This is a genomic window from Achromobacter insolitus (assembly GCF_002209555.1).
GTDB classification, from domain to species: domain Bacteria; phylum Pseudomonadota; class Gammaproteobacteria; order Burkholderiales; family Burkholderiaceae_B; genus Achromobacter; species Achromobacter insolitus.
Genome location: NZ_NJIF01000003.1, coordinates 944452 through 966393 on the forward strand (window position 1 = coordinate 944452; position 21942 = coordinate 966393).

Annotated in this window: 19 protein-coding genes; 12 read left to right on the forward strand and 7 right to left on the reverse strand. The window is 67.0% G+C overall.

Annotation, left to right across the window (positions count from 1 at the left end):
* Positions 1–69 precede the first annotated feature (69 nt).
* A complete protein-coding gene (locus CEY08_RS14535) occupies positions 70–1419 on the reverse strand; it encodes a mechanosensitive ion channel family protein (protein WP_088607701.1) in 1350 nt (449 codons plus the stop codon).
* A 135-nt stretch (positions 1420–1554) separates the two neighbouring features.
* Here CEY08_RS14535 and argH point away from each other — a divergent pair, with 135 nt between their 5' ends.
* Entirely contained in the window at positions 1555–2976 is a 1422-nt protein-coding gene (gene argH / locus CEY08_RS14540; protein WP_076812912.1) for an argininosuccinate lyase, read from the forward strand.
* A gap of 80 nt (positions 2977–3056) precedes the next feature.
* Here the strand turns inward: argH and CEY08_RS14545 are convergent, their stop codons facing one another.
* Entirely contained in the window at positions 3057–3965 is a 909-nt protein-coding gene (locus tag CEY08_RS14545) for a LysR family transcriptional regulator (RefSeq protein WP_076812909.1), read from the reverse strand.
* 108 nt (positions 3966–4073) lie between these two features.
* On the opposite strand from CEY08_RS14545, the gene CEY08_RS14550 reads away from it, so the two are divergent.
* Positions 4074–5270 (forward strand): MFS transporter, encoded by a 1197-nt coding sequence (locus CEY08_RS14550; protein ID WP_076812905.1) that lies wholly within the window; start codon positions 4074–4076, stop codon positions 5268–5270.
* Here CEY08_RS14550 and CEY08_RS14555 read toward each other — a convergent pair.
* Entirely contained in the window at positions 5233–6021 is a 789-nt protein-coding gene (locus CEY08_RS14555) for a helix-turn-helix transcriptional regulator (protein ID WP_076812901.1), read from the reverse strand. The genes CEY08_RS14550 and CEY08_RS14555 overlap by 38 nt on opposite strands.
* A 147-nt stretch (positions 6022–6168) precedes the next feature.
* On the opposite strand from CEY08_RS14555, the gene CEY08_RS14560 reads away from it, so the two are divergent.
* The 8 genes from CEY08_RS14560 (at position 6169) to CEY08_RS14595 (ending at position 14397) form a co-directional block, all read left to right on the forward strand.
* Positions 6169–7869 (forward strand): FAD-dependent oxidoreductase, encoded by a 1701-nt coding sequence (locus CEY08_RS14560; RefSeq protein WP_063960357.1) that lies wholly within the window; start codon positions 6169–6171, stop codon positions 7867–7869.
* A complete protein-coding gene (locus CEY08_RS14565; RefSeq protein ID WP_042793202.1) occupies positions 7844–8050 on the forward strand; it encodes a hypothetical protein in 207 nt (68 codons plus the stop codon). Before CEY08_RS14560 ends, CEY08_RS14565 begins: the two co-directional genes overlap by 26 nt.
* Positions 8047–8649, forward strand: coding sequence for a VOC family protein (locus tag CEY08_RS14570; RefSeq protein ID WP_232033737.1), 603 nt, complete (start codon positions 8047–8049; stop codon positions 8647–8649). Before CEY08_RS14565 ends, CEY08_RS14570 begins: the two co-directional genes overlap by 4 nt.
* Positions 8650–8682: 33 nt before the next feature.
* Positions 8683–9642, forward strand: coding sequence for an MBL fold metallo-hydrolase (locus CEY08_RS14575; RefSeq protein ID WP_042793201.1), 960 nt, complete (start codon positions 8683–8685; stop codon positions 9640–9642).
* A gap of 29 nt (positions 9643–9671) precedes the next feature.
* Positions 9672–10706 carry a fumarylacetoacetate hydrolase family protein gene (locus tag CEY08_RS14580; protein ID WP_076812898.1) on the forward strand — a complete coding sequence of 345 codons (1035 nt, stop codon included), beginning with the start codon at positions 9672–9674 and terminating at the stop codon, positions 10704–10706.
* A 13-nt stretch (positions 10707–10719) separates the two neighbouring features.
* Positions 10720–11388, forward strand: coding sequence for a maleylacetoacetate isomerase (gene maiA, locus CEY08_RS14585; protein WP_042793199.1), 669 nt, complete (start codon positions 10720–10722; stop codon positions 11386–11388).
* 71 nt (positions 11389–11459) lie between these two features.
* Positions 11460–12815, forward strand: a complete 1356-nt coding sequence (locus tag CEY08_RS14590; protein WP_042793198.1) for an MFS transporter — start codon at positions 11460–11462, stop codon at positions 12813–12815.
* Positions 12816–12849: 34 nt separating this feature from the next.
* Positions 12850–14397 (forward strand): fumarate hydratase, encoded by a 1548-nt coding sequence (locus CEY08_RS14595; protein ID WP_076812894.1) that lies wholly within the window; start codon positions 12850–12852, stop codon positions 14395–14397.
* Here CEY08_RS14595 and CEY08_RS14600 read toward each other — a convergent pair.
* Positions 14384–15202, reverse strand: coding sequence for a DODA-type extradiol aromatic ring-opening family dioxygenase (locus CEY08_RS14600; protein WP_076812891.1), 819 nt, complete (start codon positions 15200–15202; stop codon positions 14384–14386). The two genes, CEY08_RS14595 and CEY08_RS14600, sit on opposite strands and share 14 nt — an antisense overlap.
* Positions 15203–15220: 18 nt before the next feature.
* Positions 15221–16147 (reverse strand): 2-aminophenol 1,6-dioxygenase subunit beta, encoded by a 927-nt coding sequence (gene cnbCb / locus CEY08_RS14605; RefSeq protein ID WP_076812888.1) that lies wholly within the window; start codon positions 16145–16147, stop codon positions 15221–15223.
* A gap of 477 nt (positions 16148–16624) precedes the next feature.
* Between cnbCb and CEY08_RS14610 the strand changes: the two genes are divergently transcribed.
* Positions 16625–18634 (forward strand): PEP/pyruvate-binding domain-containing protein, encoded by a 2010-nt coding sequence (locus tag CEY08_RS14610; RefSeq protein WP_084738528.1) that lies wholly within the window; start codon positions 16625–16627, stop codon positions 18632–18634.
* 4 nt (positions 18635–18638) lie between these two features.
* On the opposite strand, the gene CEY08_RS14615 is transcribed toward CEY08_RS14610, so the two are convergent.
* The gene (locus CEY08_RS14615; protein ID WP_076812884.1) at positions 18639–19616 is read right to left on the reverse strand and encodes a Bug family tripartite tricarboxylate transporter substrate binding protein; all 978 of its coding nucleotides are present in this window, start codon (positions 19614–19616) and stop codon (positions 18639–18641) included.
* Position 19617: 1 nt separating this feature from the next.
* Entirely contained in the window at positions 19618–20913 is a 1296-nt protein-coding gene (locus CEY08_RS14620) for an amidase (RefSeq protein ID WP_076812880.1), read from the reverse strand.
* A gap of 90 nt (positions 20914–21003) precedes the next feature.
* Between CEY08_RS14620 and CEY08_RS14625 the strand changes: the two genes are divergently transcribed.
* A complete protein-coding gene (locus tag CEY08_RS14625; protein ID WP_076812876.1) occupies positions 21004–21915 on the forward strand; it encodes a LysR substrate-binding domain-containing protein in 912 nt (303 codons plus the stop codon).
* Positions 21916–21942: the final 27 nt, after the last annotated feature.

Here is a 21942-nt window from a genome sequence, read left to right on the forward strand (position 1 = left end):
CCTGGGATTTCAACGCCTGGATTATCTCACGGGGCTCCCCGCCAGCCCCGCCCCGGCGCCCGCGGTCCCTCAACGCGGCATCTTCGCGTCCGTCAGTCCGTGCCCGGACGGCGCGGCCAGGCCCGGGCGGCCGCCCTCGACGGCCAGCGCCGCCTGCAAGGCCCCTTCGCGCAGGTGGGTACCCATCGCGCCGATGTCGGCGCCGGACGGCTGCTGATACAGGCGCAGGCCGAGTTCGGGCAGGATCGCCAGCAAATGGTCGAAGATGTCGCCCTGGATGCGCTCGTATTCCACCCAGGCCGTCACGGCGGTAAAGCAATAGACCTCGACCGGAATGCCCTCGGAAGTGGGCTCCATCATGCGCACCATCATCGCCATGTCCTGGCGGACCTCTGGATTCTGCTTCAGGTAGGCCAGCGCATAGGCCCGCAAGGTGCCGATATTGGTCAGGCGGCGGCGGTTGGCCGGCACGCTGGCAAGTTCGCCCATGGTCTGGTTGGCCTGGGCGATGTCGTGGGTCTTGGCCTGCAGGTAATCATGTAACAGGCGAAAGCGCATCAGCTGGCGGGCCTCTTCGTCGCTCAGGAAGCGCACGCTGGCCGCGTCGATGCGGACGGTGCGCTTGATGCGTCGTCCGCCCGATTCGAACATGTGCCGGTAATTGCGATAGCTTTCCGAAAACAGCTTGTAGGTAGGCACCGTCGTGACGGTGTTGTCCCAGTTCTGCACCTTGACCGTGTGGAGCGCGATATCCTTCACGAAGCCGTCGGCGTTGGATTGCGGCATCTCGATCCAGTCGCCGATGCGCAGCATGTCGTTGCTGGTCAGCTGGGTGCTGGCCACCAATGACAGCAGCGTGTCCTTGAATACCAGCAGCAAAACGGCGGACAGCGCGCCCAGGCCGGAGATCATCCACAGCGGCGAGCGGTCGATCAGGATCGAAAGCACCAAAACGGTGCAAACCGCCATCAGGATGAGCTTGCTTATCTGGATATAGCCCTTGATGGAGCGGGTCTGCGCGCGTGTGGTGGCGGAATACGTGTCCTGCCAGGCGCTCAGCACCCCGGAAAACGCCACGAACACGCAGATCCAGGCGCCGGCGTGCGCCAGCCGCCCGACGATGGTGACGGCCCGTTCCACATGCGGCACCAGGCCGATGCCCATCGACACCACCGCGAACGGCACGGCGTACCAGAGGTTCTGGTACGCGCGGCGGCGCTGCAGGGCCTTATCCCAGTCCCCCCTGCCGCTCAGCACCAGCACCCGGTGCGCCAGCAGCAGCACGACCCGGGCCACGACCCACTGGACGAACAGCGCCGTCAGGATCAAGGCGGCGATCCCGATGAGCGTCTGCGCCCAGGCTTCGCGCGGCAGATGGGTATCCAATTGGGTGACCAGCTCTTCCCATTCCAGGGGCATAGACTCTCTTCCTGCTCTAAGGTCTTGAAACTAATCCAGGATTATCCGACAACTGGCCCGGCCTGGAGGTTCACCGCCCGCGGACCGGCGCCCGCCTTCGCCCTCCGCGCGCCAGGCCCTATAATTCCGCCCATCATGGCAAACACTCCCTCCCCCGATCAAAACCAGTTCGCCAACAAGGCGCAGGCCTGGTCCGCCCGGTTCTCGGAACCGGTTTCCGAACTCGTAAAGCGCTATACGGCGTCCGTGGATTTCGACAAGCGCCTGGCGCGCTACGACATCCAGGGTTCCCTCGCGCACGCGGACATGCTGGCCGCCCAGGGCATCATCGGCGCCCAGGACCTGGCCGACATCCAGCGCGGCATGACTCAGATCCTGTCCGAAATCGATGCAGGCAGCTTCCAATGGCTGCTCGACCTCGAAGATGTGCACCTGAACATCGAAAAGCGCCTGGTTGAACTGGTGGGCGACGCGGGCAAGCGCCTGCACACCGGCCGTTCGCGCAACGACCAGGTCGCCACCGACATCCGCCTGTGGCTGCGCGCCGAAATCGACAACCTGCTGGACCTGCTGCGCCAGTTGCGCCGCGCCCTGGCCACCGTGGCGCTGGACAACGCGGGCACCATCATGCCCGGCTTCACGCACCTGCAGGTCGCCCAGCCCGTCACCTTCGGCCACCACCTGCTGGCCTACGCCGAAATGTTCGGCCGCGACGCCGAGCGCCTGGCCGACTGCCGCCGCCGCGTGAACCGCCTGCCGCTGGGCGCCGCCGCACTGGCCGGTACGTCCTACCCGATCGACCGCGAGCGCGTCGCCAAGACCCTGGGCTTTGACGGCGTCTGCCGCAATTCGCTGGACGCCGTGTCGGACCGCGACTTCGCCATCGAATTCTGCGCCGCCGGCGCGCTGATCATGACGCACGTCTCGCGCCTTTCCGAAGAGCTGGTGCTCTGGATGAGCCCGCGCGTGGGCTTCATCGACCTGGCCGACCGCTTCTGCACCGGCAGCTCGATCATGCCGCAGAAAAAGAACCCCGACGTGCCCGAGCTCGCCCGCGGCAAGACCGGCCGCGTCAACGGCCATCTGGTCGCCCTGCTGACCCTGATGAAGGGCCAGCCCCTGGCCTACAACAAGGACAACCAGGAAGACAAGGAAGGCCTGTTCGACACCGTCGACACGGTGCGCGACACGCTGACGATCTTCGCGGACATGGCTGGCGGTATCAAGGTCAAGGCCGACAACATGCGCGCCGCCGCCCTGCAAGGCTTTGCCACGGCCACCGACCTGGCCGATTACCTGGTCAAGCGCGGCGTGCCCTTCCGCGACGCCCACGAAGTGGTCGCCCACGCCGTCCGCGACTGCGAACAGCGCGGCTGCGACCTGGCCGATCTGTCGCTGGACGAGCTCAAGGCCTACCACGCCAGCATTGGCGACGACGTGCATCAGGTCCTGACCCTGGAAGGCTCCGTGGCCGCCCGCAAGCACGTGGGCGGCACCGCCCCCGAGCGCGTGGCCGAGGAAGCCAAGCGCGTGCTGCAGGAAACGGCCGAAGGCTGATTCCCGCCCCGGGATCATCCTGTCGCAAGCAAAAGGCCCCTTCGGGGCCTTTTGCGTGGGCGCTCGCGAGTATGGGTCGGTCACGCGATCCGCAGCGATTCGCCCAGCATCTCCAGAACCGCGTCCACCTTGGGCAGCAGTTGCTTGCTAAGCGGCCAAAGCAAGTACAGCGGCAACCCCTCGGTAGCCAGTTGCGGCAATACCTCGACGACCCGGCCATCGCGCAAAGCGTCAGCCGCCAGCCACGTCGCCAGTTGCGCGATGCCGAGCCCTGCGGCCACGGCATCGACCTGGGCTTCGGCGCTGTCCAACACCATGACACCCTCTATCGGTCGCAAGCTGACCGGCCCCGCGCCTTGGACTATCCGCCAGGATGCCGGCTCCCCGTCCGGGCGCCCGTACGCCACTGCGTCATGGCGCATGAGATCGTCGGCGGTTTGCGGCACGCCACGGCGCGCCAGGTACTGGGGCGACGCGCAGAAAACCACGCGTTCCGAGCCCAGGTAACGATGCCCCAGACCGGGCGCCCAACGCTGCGGCCCGCCGATGCGCACCGCCACGTCTATGCCCTCATCGGCCAGATCGACGAAGCGGTCCGTGAACGACACTTGCGGCCGCAACTGCGGATGCCGCTGGGCGAACTGCAGCAGCAGCGGCAGCGCCACGCGGCGGCCGAAGGTTGCTGGCAGATCCACACGCAGCCGCCCTGCCGGCTCCTGCCGCTCGGCCGCCAACACGGCTTCGGCGTCCTGCAATTCAGCCAGCACGCGCACGCAGGTGCGGTAGTAAGCGCGACCCGCATCCGTCAGCGCCAAGCGGCGGGTGCTGCGCTCGAACAATCGGGTTCGCAGCCGGGCCTCCAGCCGGGCCACGCTCTTGCCCACGGCCGAGGCGGTGAGGCTGAGCCGGTCGGCAGCAGCGGTAAAGCTGCCTGCGTCTGCCACGCAGACAAAGGCTTCGATGCCTTTCAGGCGTTCGGAAGGAATCATCGGGCTACCAATTAAGGAATTTGATTCCTTAATATAAGGAAAAAATACCGGAGATAAGAAATTCTATCTCCAATATCGTACAAGGCTCTCCAGCCTTCTACGCTTTTCATGACTGAATCTTCCTTGCCTTCGGCCTGCGCCCCGACCCGCTCGGGCACGCTGGCTATCAGCATCCTGGCCGCCGCCGCCTTTGTCATTGTGTCCACGGAGTTCCTGATCGTCGGGCTGCTGCCGGAACTGGCCCGCGACCTCTCTATCTCCGTATCGGCCGCCGGCCAGCTCGTCACGCTGTTCGCCTTCACCGTCATGTTGGCCGGGCCGCTGTTGACGGCAACGGTGTCGCACTGGGAGCTCAAGCGCCTGTTCATCGCCATCCTGCTGCTCTTCGCCGCGTCCAACGCCTTGGCTGCGGCCGCGCCCAACATCTGGGTACTGGCACTGGCGCGCTTCATTCCGGCGCTGGCGCTGCCGGTGTTCTGGGGCACGGCCAGCGAAGCGGCCGCGCAACTGGCCGGCCCGCGCCGCGCCGGCCAGGCGGTAGCGCGCGTCTACCTCGGCATTTCCGCCGCGCTGCTGTTCGGCATTCCATTGGGCACGCTGGCGGCTGCGTCGATCGGCTGGCGCGGCAGTTTCTGGGCGCTGTCGGGGCTTTCGCTGGCATTGGCGGCGCTGATGCTTACCTGCATGCCTGCCCTGCCGCGCCCGCCCCGTGTCGGTTTGCGCGAACAGGCGCGCATCCTCCGAGATCCACGCATGCTGGCCCACATCGGGTTGTCGGTCGCGGTGTTCACTGCGATGTTCGCTTCCTATACCTATCTGGCCGACGTGCTGGAACGCATCGCCGGCGTACCGCCTGCGCAGGTGGGATGGTGGCTGATGGGGTTTGGCGCGGCGGGCCTTGCCGGCAACTGGCTGGGCGGGCTGGCGGCAGACCGTCATCCTCTGGCCGCAACCCTGGCATTCACGCTGCTGCTGGGCCTGGGCATGATGGCAGCCGTGCCCCTGGCGTCCACGCTGGCCGGCCTGCTGCCGGCGCTGGCCGCCTGGAGCATCGCCAACACGGCGCTGTATCCGGTTTGCCAGGTGCGTGTGATGAAAGTGGCGCCCCACGCGCAGGCCATGGCGGGAACCCTGAACGTATCGGCGGCCAATGCCGGCATTGGCGCCGGCGCAATGCTGGGCGGCTTGGCCATCGCGAAATGGGGCCTGGGCAGCGTGGGCTACGTGGCCGCGGCCATGGCGCTCCTGGCGGCGCTGGCGGTTCCGGTCATTGCGCGCCTGCGACCCTCGCCGGCGGCGCCTTGATCAGGAATTCCTTCAGGCTCGCCACGTTGTTCTTTTTGAAGATGCGGTTTTTGTAGGTGACCACGGTGGTGGGCGACAGGCCCAGCTCGCGACCCACCTCCTTGGCGGTATGGCCCTGGCGCAGCAGGTCCGCCACCTGGATTTCGCGCAGCGACAAGCCGCTGCACCAGGACGCCGCGCGCGGCGGCTCCGCTTGCGCGCGGCACAACTGATGGTGGCGGCGCGCAAGCGCGATCAGCAAGGGCGCGCGCCCGCGCAGCAATTCGGTCACGTTCGGCGAATGCGTGCGCGAAAAATACAGGTTCAGGTAGCTGATGCCTTCGCTGCGAGACCCGATAAGCGAAATCTTGCTGGCAAACCCCGGACGCTCGAACAGCAGGCGGCGGTACTCGTCGTCCATGATGCGTTCGGGAGACGCCGTCTGGACGACCAGATCGGGATGTTGCTCCGGCCGGCATGCCATGTCGCGCAGCAAGCCGTAATTCGGATCGCGCCGGTAGAACTCGTTGTCCACGAATACGTTGGTGGTCCACTCGATCAGGGACTGGTTCAGCAAGCTGGCCGCCGACGAATATTGCACCGAGCCCTCGTGGCCGTAGAACACGTGCGACACATGGTCGGCCGCCACCGTTTCGCGCAGTGCGAGCAGTAGCGCGGCATGGAACATCGGACCGCCCAGGTCCATGACGGCGGACTCGGCCCAGCGGTCAGGTCCCCCGCCCGCGGGCATGGGGTTGCTTGTCTCTTCCATGGTGTCGTTTTCCCCGCTTGCGCGTGTTTTCCCGATTCTAAGGTCATCCTCCGCCGCCGCGGTGTCCTCTTCCGTGAGGACATGACGGGTCCGCGGCGCGCTCCTAGAGTGGGGGCTGCAACAAACCTCATCGAACTAGGGAAAACGATGAAAGAGCTTCCCATCTATCCATACGTCAGGCCCGACGAAATGGACCGTCCCCGCCGCGATCCGCATCCGGTGGCCGTCGTCGGGGCTGGATTGACCGGCCTCACGCTGGCCCTGGATCTGGTGCGGCGCGGCATTCCCGTTGTCGTGCTGGATGACGACAACACCGTAGGCGTGCGCGGCCTGGCCTCGCGCGGCATGGTCTGGGCGCAGCGCACGCTGGACATCTTCGACCGGCTCGGCATGGCTGGCGACGTGGTCGGCAAGGGCGTGCGCTGGAACGTGGGCCGCGTGCTTTGCCGCGACCTGGCGGTGGCCTCCTTCACGCTGCAGGACCAGCCTGACATGCGGCACAACGGCTTCGTCAATCTGCAGCAGTACTACCTGGAAGCCTTCCTGGTCGAGGCGCTGATGCGCGAACCGCTGGCGCAACTGCGCTGGCTGAACCGCGTCGCCGGCGTCGAGCCGCAAGCTGACGGCCCCGCCACGCTGCACGTGGAAACGCCCGATGGCGCCTATCGTTGCCGCGCTCAATGGGTGGTCGCCTGCGACGGCGCCAAGAGCGCGGTGCGCGGCATGCTGGGCCTGAGCCCACGCGTGTACGACCAGACCGAAGACCGCTGGATCATCATCGATATCGTGCTGCGCGACACCACGTGGCCGGAAGAACGCTGGACCTGGCTGGACGCCGGCAGCAACCACGGCCGCGCGGTCTGGCGTCACAAGATGGCCGACGACACCTGGCGGCTGGATTTCCAGTTGCGCACGGACGAAGACCCCGCCGAGGCAGCCACTGACGCCGCCATGCGCCAGCGCGTCTGGGACCTGCTGGGCGAACGCGTGGAGTTCGACATCGCCTGGCACGGCGTCTGGGCGTACCGCCATGAATGCCTGGACAGCCTGCGCCACGGCCGCGTGCTGTTTGCTGGCGATTCGGCTCACCTGGTCGCTCCCTTTGGCGCGCGCGGCGGCAATGGCGGCATCCAGGACGCCGACAACCTGGGCTGGAAGCTGGCCCTGCACTTGCAAGGCCGCGCAGGCGCATCCCTGCTGGATACCTATAGCCTCGAGCGCAAGCACGCGGCGATGGAAAACATCCGCCAAGCCCGCCGCTCGTCGCGCTTTGTCTATCCGGGCGCAGCGCGCTCGGCCGCGCTGTGGCGCGACGCCATCATCGACCTTGCGCCGCGCCACCCGGTCGCGGCCCGCATGATCAACACGGGCCGCCTGTGCATGCCAGCCGTCTATCCCGCATCGGCGTTGTCGCTCGGCACCCACGCATTGGCCGGGCGCGCGTTGCCCAATATCGTGCTGCGGCAGGCGGATGGCCTGACCCTGCATGGGCTGCTGGGTCCCTGGTTCACCGTCCTGGTCTTTGGCGATGTCTTGCCCGCCGGCGCACAGGAAGGCGATGGCCTGGTGCGCTGGGTCGCCGTTGCGCCGCTGTGCGATGAGCGCGGACGCGCCGCCCTGGCGCATCAGTTGGGACTGGCGCTGGACGGCCAGGCGTGGCTGCTGCGTCCCGACCAGCACGTCATGGCGGCCGCCACTTCCGAAACGAGCGATCCCCGGGCCGTGCTGGCCCGGGTCGCCGCCGCGCTGGACGCCGCCGGCGCCTGTCCCGTATCCCCGCCCGAGGCCCGCGGCCTCTACCGATCAACCGGAGGCGCCAGCCATGCCGCTATCCCAGCAACAGCTTGATGACCTGCTAGAGCGCCTCATCGCGCTGACCAACGTGCCCGATCCCGCGGCCCAGCGCGACAGCCTGGCCCGGCTGTCCCTGCTGCTCATCGAGGCAGTGGACGACGCCGCCCGGGTGCAGGACGCCGTCGACGAAATCCTGGCGGCCCAACCCGGTGCGCCCGCCTTGAATATTCCATGAACCACGGAGACGGCGCCATGACGCTGACACAACCCCAAACCCACCCGACCATCCAGGGCCTGCACCACTTCGCCTGGCGCTGCCGCGACGCGGAGGAAACCCGGCGCTTCTACGAAGACATCCTGGGCCTGCCGCTCGTGCACGTCGTGAAGGAAGAACGCGTTCCCTCCACTGGCGAGCATTGCCCCTTCGTGCACCTGTTCTTCGAATTCGCGGACGGTTCGCACATCGCCTTCTTCGACCTGGGCGACAACGGCCTGACCCAGCCCGATCCCGGAACGCCGCGCTGGGTCAACCACTTCGCCATGGAAATGCGCGGCGAAGCCGAGCTGGAACGCATGCGCGTACGGCTGCAAACGCATGGCATCGACGTCGTGGGACCGACCGACCACCACTTCATCCGCTCTATCTACTTCTTCGACCCCAACGGCATCCGGCTGGAGCTGACCTCGCGCCTGCCCGTGGACGACTACGTCGCCCGCAAGCGGCGCAGCGCTCACGAGGAACTTGCCGCCTGGACCCGCGACAAGGCAGCCGGGCTGAGGCCCGGCGCCACCGGCACCAGCAGCCAGCAGCGCAGCCAAGCGCATGCCGACTGAACCGCCCGACCTCTCATCCCATAAAGGAACCCCATGAGCAAACCCTTCGCCTCCCAGGCCGACCTGGCGGAAAAGAAAATCTCCTTCGAACGCCTGTCCGACAATGCCTACGCCTACGTGGCCGACGGCGATCCCAATTCCGGCGTGATCATCGGCGATGACAGCGTCATGGTCGTCGATGCCACCGCCACCCCAGCCATGGCCCAGGGCCTGATCCGCGCCATCCGCGGCGTCACGGACAAGCCCATCCGCCATGTGGCGCTGACCCATTACCACGCGGTGCGCGTGCTGGGCGCATCCGCGTTCGCGGCCGAAGGCGCCGTAAACGTGTTCGCCAGCCGCGGCACCCATGAGCTCATCGTCGAGCGCGGCCAGGCCGACATGGATTCGGAGATCGGCCGCTTCCCGCGCCTGTTCCAGTCCGCCGAGACCATCCCGGGGCTGACCTGGCCCACCGTGGTCTTCGACCGCGAGCTGACCGTGTTTCTGGGCGGCCTGGAGGTACGCATGCTGCATCTGGGGGCCGGCCATACGCGCGGCGACTCCATCGTCTGGATTCCGTCGCAGGGCATCTGCTTCTCGGGGGACCTGGTGGAGTTCAACGCGGGCGTGTATACGGGCGACGCCTATCTGGCCGACTGGCCGGCCACGCTGGACGCGCTGCAGGCCCTGGAGCCGCGCCAGATGGTGCCCGGCCGCGGCCCGGCGCTCACCACGCCGGCTGCCTGCCGCGAGGCCATCGGCTACACGCGTAGCTGGGTGGAAACGCTGTACGGCTGCGCCCGGCAAGGCGTGGAGCAAGGCAAGAGCCTGAAACAGGTCTACGAAGACACGCGCCGCGTGATGGACCCCGAGTTCGGCCACGTCGTGATCTATGAACACGCGATTCCCTTCGACATCTCGCGCGCCTACGACGAGGCCAGCGGCATCGTCGACCCGCGCGTCTGGACCGCCCAGCGCGACCGCGACATGTGGGCCGAGCTCACCGCCTGAACCTTCTTCCCCATAAGGAACAACTGAAAATGAAACTCGCCACCCTGAACAATGGCGTCCGCGACGGCGTGCTGGCCGTCGTGAACCGGGACCTGACCCGCATGCGCGCCGTGCCGCACATCGCCGCCACGCTGCAACAGGCGCTGGACGACTGGGCCCGCAGCGCACCGCTGCTGCAGGCCGAGTACGAGGCGCTGAACGCCGGCGACGGCGCCAGCCAGCCCTTCGATCCGGCCGGCTGCGCCGCGCCCCTGCCGCGCGCCTACCAGTGGCTGGACGCATCCGCCTACCTGAACCACGTGGACCTCACACGCCGGGCGCGCGGCGGCGAAATGCCGCCATCGTTCCTGACCGATCCCCTGATGTACCAGGGCGCCTCCGATGACTTCATGGGCCCGTGCGACGACATCACGGCGGCCAGCGAGGAACTGGGCGTGGACCTGGAAGCGGAGATCGTCGTGGTGACCGACGACGTGCCGCTGGGCGTGGACGCGGACACGGCGCTGGCGCACGTGGCGCTGCTGGGCCTGGTCAACGACGTCACCCTGCGCAATGTGGTGCTGCCCGAACTGGCCAAGGGCTTCGGATTCCTTCAGGGCAAGCCTGCCTCGGCGCTCTCGCCCGTGCTGGTCACACCCGACGAACTGAAGCCCTATTGGCGTGGCGGCAAACTGCACCGCGCCATGCAGGTATGGCTCAACGGCAAGCAGATCGGCCAGCCCCAGGCGGGCGAGGAAATGCAGTTTCACTTCGGCGAGCTGATCGCGCACGCGGCCCGCACGCGCCGCCTGGGCGCCGGCACGTTGGTAGGCAGCGGCACCATCTCCAACGCCAGCGACGCCGCCGGCGTGTGCTGCCTGGTTGAAGCGCGCGTACGGGAAAAGCTGCGCGACGGCGAAATGCGCACGCCTTTCCTCAAGCACGGCGACCGCGTGCGCATCGGCATGCGCGACGATGCCGGCCACAGCCTGTTCGGCGACATCGACCAGCAAGTCCGCATCCCGGGCACGAGGCCCATGCCCTGCGCCGCGTCGCCCGCCCCGCGCGAAGCCGCCACCGCCTGAACGGGAGTCCCTCATGGCAGAATCGCCCGCCCTCACCTTGCACAGCTATTGGCGTAGTTCCGCGGCCTACCGCGTGCGCATCGCCCTGGCCTTGAAAGGCCTGCCGTACCGGCAGGTCACGTGGCACATGGTCAAGGGAGAGCACCAGCAGCCCGCCTACCGGTCGCTCGCGCCGTTCGGCCTGGTGCCCATGCTGGAGATCGACGGCCTGCGCCTGCAACAGTCGCTGGCCATCATCGAGTACCTGGATGAGCGCCATCCCGGCACGCCGCTGCTTCCGGCCGATCCGGCGCTGCGCGCCCAGGCACGCGCGCTGGCGCAACTGATTGCGTGCGAAATGCACCCGCTCAACAACCTGCGCGCGCTCAAGCGCCTGCGCGCGCAGTTCGGCGCGGACGACGAACGGATCCACGACTGGTACCGCCATTGGTGCGCGGAGGGCTTCCAGGCCTTCGAGGCGGCGCTGCCCTCGGCGCCCAGCGGCGCGTACGCGTTGGGCGCCGCCCCCACGCTGGTCGAGTGCACCCTCATACCGCAGGTCTACAACGCCTTGCGCTACGGCGCGGATCTGGAGCCCTATGCGCGCGTGCGCGCCATCGTCCAGGCCTGCGCCGCCCTGCCCGCCTTCGAACAGGCCCGTCCGGAAAACCAGCCTGACGCGCCGCAAAGCGCAGCAGCCTAGGCGACGCCATTCCAAAGCGACAGCCCCCCCAACAAGAAGCTGAACCCGCCGCATACCCCAAGGAGACAAACATGCAGACAGACATTCCCGCCGACGGCGCCGCCGTCGCGCCAGCCGGCCGCTCCGGCGCGGCCGGCCCGCTGGTCAGCGCCGACGACCGCAAGGTACTCGCCGCCACGCTCGTCGGCTCGGCCATCGAGTGGTACGACTATTTCATCTATGTCCAGGCCGCGGGCCTGGTGCTGGGCTCGCTCTTCTTCGCGCCATTCGCCAAGGAAAACCCAGAGCTGTCGCTGATCCTGTCTTTCGCCACGGTCGGCGTGGCCTTCCTGTTCCGGCCGCTGGGCGCCATCGTCTGTGGCCACTTGGGCGACCGTTACGGCCGCAAACGGGTGCTGGCCGCCACGCTGATCCTGATGGGCGTGTCCACCGCGCTGATCGGAGTGCTGCCGACCTATGCGCAGATCGGCGTGTGGGCGCCCGTGATGCTGGTGACGCTGCGCGTGCTGCAAGGCTTTTCGGCCGGAGGCGAATGGGGCGGCGCGGCGCTCATGGCGGTCGAACATGCGCCCGAGGACCGACGCTCGCTGTTTGGCGCCTTCCCGCAGATCGGGGTGCCGCTGGGCATGATTGTGGCCACCGGCGTGCTGTGGTGCATCACCGCCGCCGTAGGCCCCGAGAACTTCATGGCGTGGGGCTGGCGTGTGTCCTTCCTGCTGTCCATCGCGCTCATCATTGTCGGCGTCTTCATCCGGCGCGCCGTGGAGGAATCCCCCGTGTTCCTGCAGATGCAGTCCCGGCGCAGCCATTCCTCCGCGCCGCTGGGCACCCTGCTGCGCAAGCATCCGCGCCAGATCCTGCTGACCACGCTGATCTTCGTCGGCAACAGCACCGCGGGCTACCTGCTGGTTGGCTTTTTCATCAGCTACGGGAGCCGGGCCTTGCACATGCCGGCGCAACAGGTGCTGATGATCTGCACCCTGGCCGCAGCCTGCTGGCTGGGCACCACGCTGCTCGGTGGCTGGCTGGGCGACCGCATCGGCCGCGTGCGCACCTTCCAGCTCGGCTATGTGCTGCTGGCCCTGTGGGCCATACCGATGTGGTCCTTCATCGAATCCGGCGACGTCATGCAATTCGCCTTCGCCCTGGCCGTGCTGTCCGTGCCGCTGGGCCTGACCTACGGCCCCCAGGCCGCGCTGTACGCCGAGATGTTCCCGGCCGACGTGCGCTATTCCGGCGTGTCGGCGGGCTATGCGCTGGGTTCGATCCTGGGCGGCGCCTTCGCCGCCATGATTGCGCAATCCATCATCACCGCCACGGGCCAATCCTGGCTGGTGGGCGTCTACGTCATCGTCATGGCGGCGGTGTCCTTCGTGGCCGTGACCCTGGTCCGGGACCGTCCCGGCACCACGCTGCACGCCGAATGACCGCCGCCTCTCACGCCACCGCCCGACGCACGCCATGAGCACCATCATCCGCCAGAACGATCTGACCGAATCCATTGCCAGCGCGCTCCAGTACATCAGCCACTACCACCCGGCCGACTACATCGCGCACCTGGCCCGCGCCTACGAAAAAGAGGCCAGCGCCCCGGCCCGCGACGCCATGGCGCAGATCCTGGCCAGTTCGCGCATGGCCGCCATCGGCCGACGGCCGATCTGCCAGGACACCGGCATCGTCAATGTGTTCCTGGAAGTCGGCATGGACGTGCGCTGGGAGGGCTTTACGGGCAGCTTGGAGGACGCCGTCAACGCCGGCGTGCGCCAAGCCTTCCTGGACCCGGACAACCCCTTGCGAGCCTCGGTGGTGGCGGATCCGCTCTTTGGCCGAGGCAACACCCGCGACAACACCCCCGCCGTCATCAGCATGCGGATCGTGCCGGGCGCGAGCGTAGCGGTGACGGTGGCGGCCAAGGGCGGCGGCTCGGAGAACAAAGCCCGGCTCGCCATGTTGAACCCGGCCGACAGCGTCATCGACTGGGTGCTGGCGCAAATCCCCGCCATGGGCGCGGGCTGGTGCCCGCCCGGAATGCTGGGCATCGGCGTAGGCGGTACCGCCGAGAAAGCGGTACTGCTGGCCAAGGAAAGCCTGATGCAGCCCCTGGACATGCATGACTTGCAGGATCGGGCCCGGCGCGGCGGCGCGCTGGCGCCCGAAGACGCCCTGCGGCTGGAACTTTACGACCGCGTCAACGCGCTGGGCGTGGGCGCGCAGGGTCTGGGCGGCCTGACCACCGTGCTGGACGTAAAGATCAAGACCTATCCCACACACGCCGCCGCCAAGCCCGTCGCGCTGATTCCCAACTGTGCGGCCACGCGCCACGCGAGCTTCGTGCTCGACGGCTCGGGCCCCGTGCATCTGGAACCGCCGTCGCTGGAAATCTGGCCCGAGCTGGGTGCGGACCGTGAGGCCGCCGCGGGCCGTCGGGTCAACCTGGACACCCTCTCCCGCGAAGAAGTCGCGTCCTGGCGCGCGGGCGAAACACTGCTTCTGAACGGCAGCATGCTGACCGGACGCGATGCGGCGCATCAGCGCATCCGCGAGATGCTGGCGCGCGGCGAGCCTTTGCCAGCCGACTTCCGGGGCCGCGCCATCTACTATGTGGGCCCCGTGGACGCGGTGCGTGACGAAGCCGTGGGCCCGGCCGGCCCCACCACCTCGACGCGCATGGACGCTTACACGGACATGATGTTGGAACGCACCGGCCTCCTGACGATGATAGGCAAGGCCGAACGCGGCCCGCAGGCGGTCGAGGCGATCCAGCGCCATCGCGCGGCCTACCTGATCGCGGTGGGCGGCGCCGCGTATCTCGTTTCCCGCGCCATCCGCCGCGCCCGCGTCGTCGCGTTCGAGGACCTGGGGATGGAGGCGATCCATGAATTCGAGGTCACCGACATGCCCGTGACCGTGGCGGTTGACGCCCACGGCGGAAACCTGCATGTGTCCGGACCGTCGCAATGGCGCAGGACGCCTGAGGCCAGGCCCTTGCGCGCCTTCAAGCCAGTTTGAACTCCACCACCGCCCCGCCGCTTCCATACAACGGCGCATACTCCAGCACATTGGCGCCCTGGAATTGCTCGCCCAGCGCGCCCAGCAGCCAGGACATGTGCTTGAAGCCCATCTCGGCCTTGGCCTGCCCGGCGTACTCGGGCATGAGCGCGCGCAGTTGCCCGGCATCGCCGCATTCCAGCAAGGCAAGCATGCGACGGTTCCAATCGTCGTCGCTGCGGGAAATCACGTGGTCCGAGTCCGGCGGCACCGGCTCGCGGAACATGGTGTTCGACAGCCCGCCTATGCCGATCACCGCCGCCCGTTTGTTCTGCATGGCCGCCGCCTGCACGGCGATGCGGCTCAGTTGCTCCGTCTGCGCGTTGTCGTGGTAAAGGTTGTTGGCCGCCAGTGTCACCGGCAGCGCCTCAGAGCCGAAGCCCATCAGCGAGCTGACCGTGATCGTGCCCGTGTCGATGGGAAACTGGTCATAGTCCACGCCGCGCGCATGGATGCCGGCATCGCGGCAGTCTTGCACGCACGCTTCGGCCAGGCCCCTGTCGCTGGCGATGTCGAACGACAGTTCCCCGAATTCGTGCCAGTTCTCGTCCACATGCACGCCCGTGCTGCGCTGGCGCGTGATCCATAACTGGTCCAGCACCGCCATCCACTGCGTCGAATACACCAGCACCACGTCGGGGCGGGACGCGGCCAGCGCCATGCCGGCCTTGCGCAGCGCCTGATTCAGGCGTCCCCAGGGCGCCACATCGCTACGCAGCTGGGGCAGCGGGCTGCCGGGAACGAGGAATGCGGAAACGATGGCCATGGAATGTCTCCTCGGGATCTAGGACGCTACGCCGGCGGTTTCTTCAAGCCGGGACAGACCGGCCTCCTGCAGGTTCCATTCCATGACCGCGTTGCCGGTTCCGATCACGGTGCCGTACCCATGGAACTTGCCCGCCAGCTGCGGATAGCCCATGGCCGCGTGCATCCACGTGAAAGCGCCAGACTTCACTTCGGCGAACGCCTCGTCGATGAACTGCTGCAACAGCTCGAAGACATCTGCCATCCTGCCCTTGCGCATCAGTTCGATCATGCGGATGTCCCACAAATAGCCGTCGTAGCGCGCCGGATGCTCCTTGGACATGTCTTCAGGCACCTCGGGCTGTTCATGGAAATGCCAGTGCGACAGGGTATTGCTGGCCAACAGGACCGCGCGCCGCCCGCTCTTGCGTATGGCTTCCCGGGTGGCCTTGCCCAGCAGGTCCATCTCCTTGAGCCCCTCTTTGGTGTCGAGGTAGTACGGCGTATTGTTTGCCGATAGCCCGACCACCGGAATGTCCCACTGTGGACGCACCATGTGCAGCGTGGTGATGGTGCCGTAGTCCACCCGGAACTTGGGGTTGCGCATCATCTTTGTGACGAGGCCCAGCTTGCGCCCTTCCTCGCAACACGCCTCGGCCAGTTCGACGTCCACGTCCATGCCGAAGTCGTAGCGGAACAGGTCGGGAAAGATAGGATCCACCGAGCGGCCCGCCAGGCGCGGCACTCCCAGGAAATGGTGGCCGACCTGCGTGATCCAGTGCGGCGAATGCACCAGCAGCACGTCGGGCCGCAGGCGTTCGATGCTCTCGCGCACGTGGTCGTAGGCCCAGCGCAGGCTTTCCCAGCCGCCGCGCGAACGCGGCTCGTTCTGCGGCGGATTTTCGCCATAGACAAGATGTGGCGGATGGGGGGCCAGGAATCCGGAAAGAATTTCGCCGTCCTTCATTGCTTGCTCCTTTGCGAGCGCAGTGGGAACCCGATTTCGATCGTTGCGGTCGGCATGCCGATTTGTACGTATACGTACTTGATTTCAGTATCGATTCGACCGGGTCCGCTGTCAATCCGCCATGCGTGTTCAAAGGCTAGGGAGTTTCCCGAGCAGGCACAAAAAAAGGAGCAGCAGTTGCTGCTCCTTGAAAAAGGCCCTCCGAGAATCCCCCTCCATCAGGACAAGCCTGGATGGCCGGGATTTTCGTGGCGCCGGCGGGGCGATTAAGCCTGGGCGGTATTTAACGGCAAGCCTTGCCAAAAACATATCCCTGAAATTGGGTATTTCGCGCCGGCGGCGGCACGCCTCGCCGCAGCTCGGCAAGCCGCCCGGCAACGCCAATCCATAATTAGCCACATCCTGAAACAAGCAGGGGCATGCAGCCGGCGCGGGCTCCGATATCATCGCGGCTCTCTGCGCCCCGCAAGCCTGTTCATGAATCCCTTGCCTGCCCCACGCCGCGTGTCCTCCCGGCGCCTGCCCCGCCTGATCGTCCTGGCCACTCTCGGCGCGCTGGCCGCCGGCCAGGGTCCCGCCGTTCATGCGCAGACCGCGCGCAAGCCCTCTCCGTACGAAAACGCCCGTCCATTGAGCGCTGATGAGCGCGCCGCGCAGCAGGCGGAGGATGCCAGGAAGGCCGGCCCCGCCTACCTGAGCCAGATCCGCACGCAGGCCGAGTTCCAACAGCTTGCGCGGGTCTACAACCCCGGCACGCCGCTGGAGATCCCGCACGTGCTGTTCGTGATCGACAGGAAGCAGCGTGACCGGATCTACTACGTCAACACGCCGCGCTACTCGCTGCACGAGAACTTCGCGCGCGAACACCGGCTCCTGCCCGCGGGCGACAAGGCCACGCTCATCGCCCAGTACAAGGACTCGCAGCGGCGCCTGCTGTTCGGCACCTTGAGTTGGCAACGCGACCTGCCGGGCTACACCTATGAATTCTGGGAAGGCGACCGCCTCACCCCTGAACTGCTCAAGCTGACGGGCGAAAAGCTGCAGGCCAGTTTTTACGAGCCGGTCCGCTTCAAGGCCAATTCCACGTTGCACGAACAAATCGCGCAACGCGCAGGCCTGGACGCGGTGACACAGGAATCGCTGCTGCGCGAGCAGACCTTCCTGCCGCTGAATACCGGGCAGGCCGAGGGCCGCCTGCGCATCGTGGCGTCCGTGGACGACACGCCGGATCTGGCGCCCACGGACATCCTCGTGCTGGACGAAGTCCCCGTCGCCCTGCCGCCGGTTGCCGGACTGGTCACGCAGCGGCCCTCCACCCTGCTGTCCCACGTCAACCTGCTGGCCAAGGGCTGGCGCATTCCCAATGCCTATGTGCGCGATGCCGTGGCGGCGCTGCGCGAACATGACGGCCACTGGGTCGAGCTGACGGTCACCAGCACCGGTTATCAGTTGCGCCGCATCGCAAAGCCTGCGGCGGCGCCGCCGCCCAAGGCCGCCCTCCCGCTGCCCAAGCCCGATCTGGCCGTCAAGGCCATCAAGCCGCTCACCGGCATGGTCACCCGCGACAGCCGCCATTGCGGCGTCAAGGCGGCAAACCTCGGCGCGCTGAAATCCGCGCTGCCACCCGCAGCGGTGGTGCCGGACGGTTTCTGCATACCCTTTGCGCAGTACGCGGCATTCATGGCGCAGCTGCACGTGCCGGAACGCATCGCGGCGCTTGAGCAACGGCCCGACTTCGCCCGCGACGCCAATGTGCGCCGCGCCGAACTGGCCGCTCTGCGCCAGGACATCATTCAGGCGCAGCCCGACTCTGCGCTGGCGGCCGCCTGGCGCGAACGCTGGCAGAAGCAATTGCAGGGGCGCGGCGTGTTCGTGCGCAGCTCATCCAATTCCGAAGACCTGCCGGGCTTCAGCGGCGCCGGGCTCTACACCACCGTTCCCAACGTGACGCAGCCCGAAGCGCTGACGCAGGCAGTGCAAACCGTGTGGGCGTCGGTCTACAACTATGAAGCCTACGAAGCCCGGCGCGCGGCCGGCATCGGCCAGGACGGCGTGGTGATGGCGGTGCTGGTGCAACAGGCCGCGGCATCGGAGAGTTCCGGGGTGATGATCACGCGAGATCCCTTCGACGCCTCTCGTCGCTACGTCACCTACCTTTCCGCCAAGCGCGGCCTGGGCATCAAGGTGGTGGAAGGCAAGCGCCAGGCCGAGCAGCTGATGTACTCCAGCTGGTCCAAGGCGGTCCAGGTACTGAGCCGCTCCGCCGAAGACACCCAACTGGTGGCGGACGCCGCGGGCGGGGTGCGCGAGGTGCCGATCGAAGGCTCGCGCCAAGTGCTCAACGATGCCCTGGTGGCGCGGCTGGCCGCCGTGGGCAGCCATATCAAACAGCGCCTGGGCGGCGTGGACCAGGACATCGAATGGGCCGTGCAGGGCGAGAACATCCTTATTCTGCAGGCCCGCCCATACATCGACGGCAGCCGCTGAGGCGTCAGTCCGGGCTGGCTCCCGACGCCTGCACCACCTGCTTCCACTGCATGAACTCGGCCTGTTGGCGGGCAGCCAGCTCGGCCGGGCCATCATGCATCATTGTGACTCCTAGCTGGTCAAACTTCTGTTGCAGCGCCGCGTCCGCCAGGACTTTGCGTATCGCCTGGTGCAGGGTGTCGATCGACGCGCGGGGCGCTTCTTTCGCGCCGTAAAACGCGACCCACAGATCGCCGCGGAACCCCGGTATGGCTTCGTTGATGGCAGGCACGTCGGGCAGCAGCGCATTGCGCTTTTCGCTGCTGACGCCCAAGGCGCGCAGTTTGCCGGCCTTGATGCCTTCAACCGCCGACGGCAGGCTGGCGAACAGCATGGGCACCTGATTGCCCATCACGTCCGCCATGGCGGGCGACACGCCGCGATAGGGAATGTGCTGCATGCGCAGTCCGCCCATCTGGTCCAGCATGACGCCGAGCAAATGGTTCAAGGTTCCCGCGCCGGCCGAGGCGTACTGGTACTTTTCCGGATTCGCCTTCACCAGGGCCATGAACTCCTTCATGTCCTTTGCCGGAAACGCCGGGTTCACGCACAGCACATTGGGCACTTCCCCCACCGCGGCGATCGGCGAAAAGTCCTTGATCGGGTCGAATTTCGCCTCTTTATAGACCCAGGGCACGATCAACTGGTTGCTGTTCGCCGTGAACAACACGGTATAGCCGTCTTGAGGTTCGCGCAGGAATGCCTGCGTGCCCACTACCCCGCCCGCGCCCGGCTTGTTGATGACCACCACGGGCTGGCCGAGTTCTGCCCCGAGCTTTTCCGCCATGATGCGCGCCACGATGTCCACCGTGCCGCCGGCCGCCGTGGGCACGACGACATTGATCGGCCGGTCAGGAAAAGCCGCATGCGCCTGCCCCCAGCCCGCCACGGCTGCGGCGGCGCACAGGGCCAGCATGCCCTGCTTCACTCTTTTGAATCCCATTTCACTCCCCTTGCTGCGTCAGCAGCTGATGTAGTTTGCGGCCAGCGTCGAGCAAGGCGGCATCCTTGCCCAGATCACCAACCAATTGCATGCCCAAAGGCAGTCCCGCGCGGTTGAACGCGGTAGGCAGGTGCAGGCATGGCCATCCCAGCACCGACCAGATCTTGTTGTATGAAGCGTCGCCGGTATGTTCCAGCCCATGGGGCGCGGGTCCTGGCGTGCTGGGCGTAAGCACGAGATCGGCGCCGCCGTACCACGCATGCCAGCTGCCGCGCAGCGCCGACTGGACCGCGCGCATCTCGTCGTACTGCCCGGCTCCGATGCCCAGGCCATGCGCCACCGCCTGGCGCAAGGCGCCGCTCAGCGCGTGCCCCTGGCGTTCCACCACCGGCGCCAGGCTGCGCGCGAACTCGTAATGCATGATCACATCGTGCGCCTGCAACAGGAGCGCGGTTTCCCGCTCGGCTTGCACCGGCAGGCACTGAACGCCATGCGCAGCCAGTACGGCCAGGGCGCGTTCAATCTCGGCGCGGCTCTCTGCGCACAGCGCCGCTCTCGGGTTATGCAGCTGCACGGCCACGGTCAGCCGCCGCTTGTCCGCGGCTTTCTCCGCGGCCTGTGCTCCTGTGCCGCCGATGAGCACGTCGGCGATGGCCTGCGCATCCGCCACGCTGTTCGAATACCAGCCTATGGTGTCCAGCGATTCACAGGTGAGCTTCATGCCGTCCCGGAACACGCGGCCGATGCTGGGCTTGAATCCCACCACCCCGCAATACGCCGCGGGACGGATCATCGAGCCCCCCGTCTGCGTGCCCAGGGCGGCGGGCACCATGCCAGCCGCCACCGCGGCCGCGGAACCGCTGGAAGAGCCGCCGGGCGTGTGCGTCGGCGCGTGAGGATTGCGGGTCGGCCCCGGTGTCCTGAAGGCAAACTCGGCGGTCACCGTCTTGCCCACCGGAATCGCGCCGGCCGCGCGCAGCATGCCCACGCAGCAAGCGTCGAACGCCGGCGAGCCCGGGGTCAAGGAAGGCGCGCCGAAACCGGTGGGCATGCCTGCCACGTCTATGACGTCCTTCACGCCTATCGGCACGCCAGCCAGCGCGCCAACGGCGCGGCGCTCCGGCTCCATACGCTCCAGGACCGCGGCGGACAGCACGTGGCTCCACGCGCGCACGGCGGGCTCTTGCCGCTCGATGGCGGCCAGGCTCTGGCGCGCCGCCGCGTGGGCCGTCGTCTCGCCGGCCCTGACCCCTTGGGCAATGGCAATGACTGAAGCGGGAAAGGGAGCGAAAGACATGAGGCGAATCCGGGATGCCGGCAGAACGAATCGATGCGGCATCTTAGGAACTCGACTAATCTCTGTCCAATTGGTAATTTGGCGTTGATTATGTCGAAATCAGAATTAATCTTTCTGGATGGCCGGCTACTGGTCCTGTTCTGCACGCTGGCGGAAGAACTGCATTTCGCGCGGGCCGCCGCGCGCCTGTTCATGACCCAACCGCCCCTGACGCAACAGATCAAGCGGCTGGAAGCGATTGTGGGCGTGCCCCTGTTCGAGCGCACCACGCGCTCGGTCGCGCTAACACCCGCCGGCGAAATCATGTACGAACGGGCCCGCAAGATCGCCGCCGATACCCAACTGATGCTGCGGCAGGCTCGCCGCACGGCACGCGGCGAGACCGGTACGCTGGTAATCGGCATCACGCCCAGCGCTGCCAGTTCGCCGCTGGTATCGGCGCTGAGTCACTATCGCGATGCGCACCCGGAAGTCCGGATCGACCTGCGCGAGATGAACTCCGTGGACATGGAGGCCGCGCTGCGGTCACGCGTGGTGGACGTGGCGCTGATGCGTCCGCACCCCCTGGACGCTGATATCCTGACGCACGTCATCTACGAAGAGCCCTTGCGCGTGGCGTTGCGCCGCGACCATGCGCTGGCGCACCAGCGGGATGTTTCGCTGGAAGAGCTGCTGGAGTATCCACTGGTCGGCTATCGACAGGACATCTCGCCCTACTTCCGCAACATGATCCAGGCGCTGTTCGCGCGTGCTCAACTAAAGCCCGAAATCGCGCAGGAAAGCGTCATTCCCACGCTGCTGACATTGGTGGAAGCAGGCATCGGACCGGCGCTCGTGCCCCAATCGTTGTCCCGCATGCGATCGGACTCATTGTGCTTTCTGCCGTTGCGCGACGTGGCGGGCGCAACCGCGCAGGTCGTGGTGGCCGCAATGCGCAAGCAAGGCAACCCCGCGGTCGAAGGATTCAGCGCGGCATTGGCGCAGGCCGTGGGCCGGCGCTAAACCAGGCCGGAAGGCACAACGGGACGC